The following is a 2,928-nucleotide window of genomic DNA, read 5'->3' as shown; positions in this document are numbered from 1 at the left end:
ACTCGACAGTATCGTCCAAGAGATTAATGACCGGCCAAGAAAGACCCTCGGATACCGTACGCCCAATGAAGTCTTCGAAATCGACCGCAAAAAAAGAACCCTTGCACTTAGCCCTTGAATCCACGGCGCGGGGATAGGCCTCGGGACGGGTATCTTCACAGAACGAAATGCCTCCGTTGAATCCGCTGCGGAAGTCATAGGGATCCGCGCCCATCATGGCCACGGCGTCCGCGAGCCCCGCGAGGGGCACGGCGTCCGGCACCGCGTCCAGCGGATAGATGAAGTACCCGAGCGCGGCGATAACGAGCGCGCGCGCCCACAGCGGCGTGTCGCGGTCCGTCAGGACGACGTACAGCGTCACCGCCCGCTCGACCGCCGCCATGCCCGCCGTGCGCGGCAGGCCCGACAGCTTGCGCCAGAACGCCCGCTCCGAGTACCGGCGGCGGTAGTCCGCGTTCCTCTCCTTGCGACCCATGCGGTTACCCCCCTCCGAGCAGTCGCACAGCAGCGTCGCAGGCAGCCCCGGATCGACCCAGGGCTCGTCCGGGATCACGATGCTGATGCCGTACTGGTTGTTCCACAGTGCATATTCCGACGATCGCGCCGTGTTGTTCCGAAGGAAGGCGCCGTATGATTCCGAAGGATTCCGTCCTCTTGTTCCGAAGGAATGCGCCGGCTTGTTCCGGGCGAATCGGAGCGTAGCGACGCGGGAGCTTCAACTGTCGTTTGTGTTTGTATCCGGATGAGGTCGGGGAAGTCAAGTGGCGTTTCTTTTTCGCATGGAATCTCCCTTGAGCGTGATGGTGTGGGCGTTGTGAATGAGTCTGTCCAGAATGGCGTCGGCCAGGGTGGGGTCGCCAATGGTGTCGTGCCAGTGTTCGATGGGTACTTGGGCGGCGATGAGGGTGGAGCGCCGGTCGTACCGGTCTTCGATGACCTCGAAGAGGTCTCTTCGTTCTTCGTCCGCCAGGAGGGCCGTTCCCCAGTCGTCGATGATGATGAGGTCGGTGCGCAGCAGGCTGCGCGGTAGGGGTTCGTAGCGGCCGGAGCCGCGGGCCACGGCCAGCTGTTGGAAGAACCTCTGGGCGCGGAAGTAGCACACGGAGAATCCCCGGCGGCAGGCCTGGTTGCCGAAGGCGCAGGCGAGGTAGCTTTTGCCCGCGCCGGTGGGTCCGGTGATGATGCAGTTTTCGTGGCTGCGCAGCCATACTCGATGCGCGACGGCAAGCAGTTGTCCACAGTTGTGGTTGCTCAGGACTCCGCGAATGACCTCGCCATACTGAAGGCTGAAGGAACATTCCCGGCGGTTCAGGTTGTTCGGAGCGCCGGGGTTTAGCTGGGCATGGAGGTGTGCACCGTTGGTTTTCCTAACGTGGCATTGCAGGGATACGCGCCAGAGGTTACGCGAGGCCACGTGAATTCACTCTCCGGCGTTCAGAATGACCCGCGCTTCTTCCAGATCAACGCGCAGGTTCAGCCCGGCAATTCCGGCGGCGCGCTTATCGACATGGCGGGCAACGTCATTGGCGTTGTCGTGGGCGAACTGGACCAATTCGCTTCACTCGCCGTTACGGGAACGTTACCGCAAGACGTGAACTGCGCCGTCAAGAGTTCGTATTTGCTGCCGCTTGTTGAGACCGTGCCAGCACTCGCCGCCGCAGTGAAGCAAGTTCGGCCAAGTCCTGCCGAGACGCCCGAGAAAGCGATTGCAGCACTGGAAGCGGCAACCTGGTTGGTCCTCGTGTACTGAGTGCGCCATGGCCGTCTCGGGAAACGGGCCGGCCAGAAATTTTTCGAAGGTGTAGGATCAGTATCTCCGCGCTGGCGTGTCGCCCCCTTGCCCCCCGGCAGAGCGGCGTTTGTAGCGCGTCGGGCAAGGCCTACGATGCGATTCCAGACGCTGTAGCGCCACGCGGGGAAGGCCAGAGAATAAAATGTCACACGTATCGACAGTTATCCCGTCGCTTACTGAGATTGGGCTTACACGCGACGAATCTTCCCGCGCACAACAATTGGCTGCGGCGGGTCAGCGGCAGACGCGGGGAAGGCCAGAGAAAAAATATCACACAGTGGTATATTTTCTCCTTCACTTCCCGACCTGGGGCTTACCTTGAACGAATCTTCCCGCGCACAGCAGTTGGCGGCGTTGCCGGAGCCGGAGTTTGCAGAGGTGATAGATGGCAAGAAGAGCCGACGTGCGGCGTGCATTTCGACACGGTTTGCAGAATGCGTCAGTTGTCGGATTCCTACACCTGCGAAGAAATTCTCGGCGCTGACGGCAAACAATATCCCGCCCGCCGTGCGCCGGTCGAGCCTGACGTGGTTACGCCGGTTTCCTTCCCGGCCAGGGTGGCGGCCTCGGGGGTTATTAGTGTTTTTAGGCGCACTTTCCTATATACAAGAATCCACGCGGGAAGGGGAGGGGCTTTCTGACAAGTGATCCATTCATGATCCATTGCGCTTTCGTGCGCATGTAAATCATTGATATTCAAGGGGATTAGTACTGTAATGGTAGACCTGCCAAGACTGGCACGGGACGGTATGTTGATGAATCCGCCAGTCCGCCGACCTACCAGTTCGAGATCTGCCGGTATGACGTTGACCTCAGCGTGCCGTGCGAACTGGATTCGGGATGGATCAGCGTCCGAAGCCCAGACGACAGCGCGTCAACGTGCGTCTTCGCTTGGATTTCGTCCGCTCACGGGGATGGTGTTTCTTATGCCGTGACGGGTGGCAACCCTCCGTCAGAGATTGCGCATGACTGCGCCTTCTGCCTTTCGCTCACCGGAGCGGAGGGAGAAGGAGAAGGAGAAGGAGAAGGAGAAGAATCGCCCGTCTGTCCCCCCAACGCTCTTCTCGGCCAGAATCCCATCTTGTCCTTTGAAGGAATTTTCGGGTTCGCGCTCAGCGACACGTCATATTACAACG

3 protein-coding genes are annotated in these 2,928 nt (G+C 60.1%); 1 reads left to right on the top strand and 2 read right to left on the bottom strand.

Annotation, left to right across the window (positions count from 1 at the left end):
- Positions 1 to 553 (bottom strand): DUF1232 domain-containing protein (locus tag KA248_15825; protein MBP7831376.1); only part of this gene is annotated, 553 nt, incomplete at its 3' end.
- 204 nt (positions 554 to 757) lie between these two features.
- Positions 758 to 1,414: an ATP-binding protein gene (locus tag KA248_15820; protein ID MBP7831375.1), complete on the bottom strand. Its 657-nt coding sequence runs from the start codon at positions 1,412 to 1,414 to the stop codon at positions 758 to 760.
- On the opposite strand from KA248_15820, the gene KA248_15815 reads away from it, so the two are divergent.
- Entirely contained in the window at positions 1,373 to 1,750 is a 378-nt protein-coding gene (locus tag KA248_15815) for a trypsin-like peptidase domain-containing protein (GenBank protein MBP7831374.1), read from the top strand. The two genes, KA248_15820 and KA248_15815, sit on opposite strands and share 42 nt — an antisense overlap.
- The last annotated feature ends 1,178 nt before the right edge of the window (positions 1,751 to 2,928 follow it).

Source organism: Kiritimatiellia bacterium, from assembly GCA_018001225.1.
GTDB lineage: Bacteria > Verrucomicrobiota > Kiritimatiellia > CAIQIC01 > JAGNIJ01 > JAGNIJ01.
Note: the sequence above shows the minus strand (reverse complement) of the source record. Positions and strands in the feature narration are given on the sequence as shown.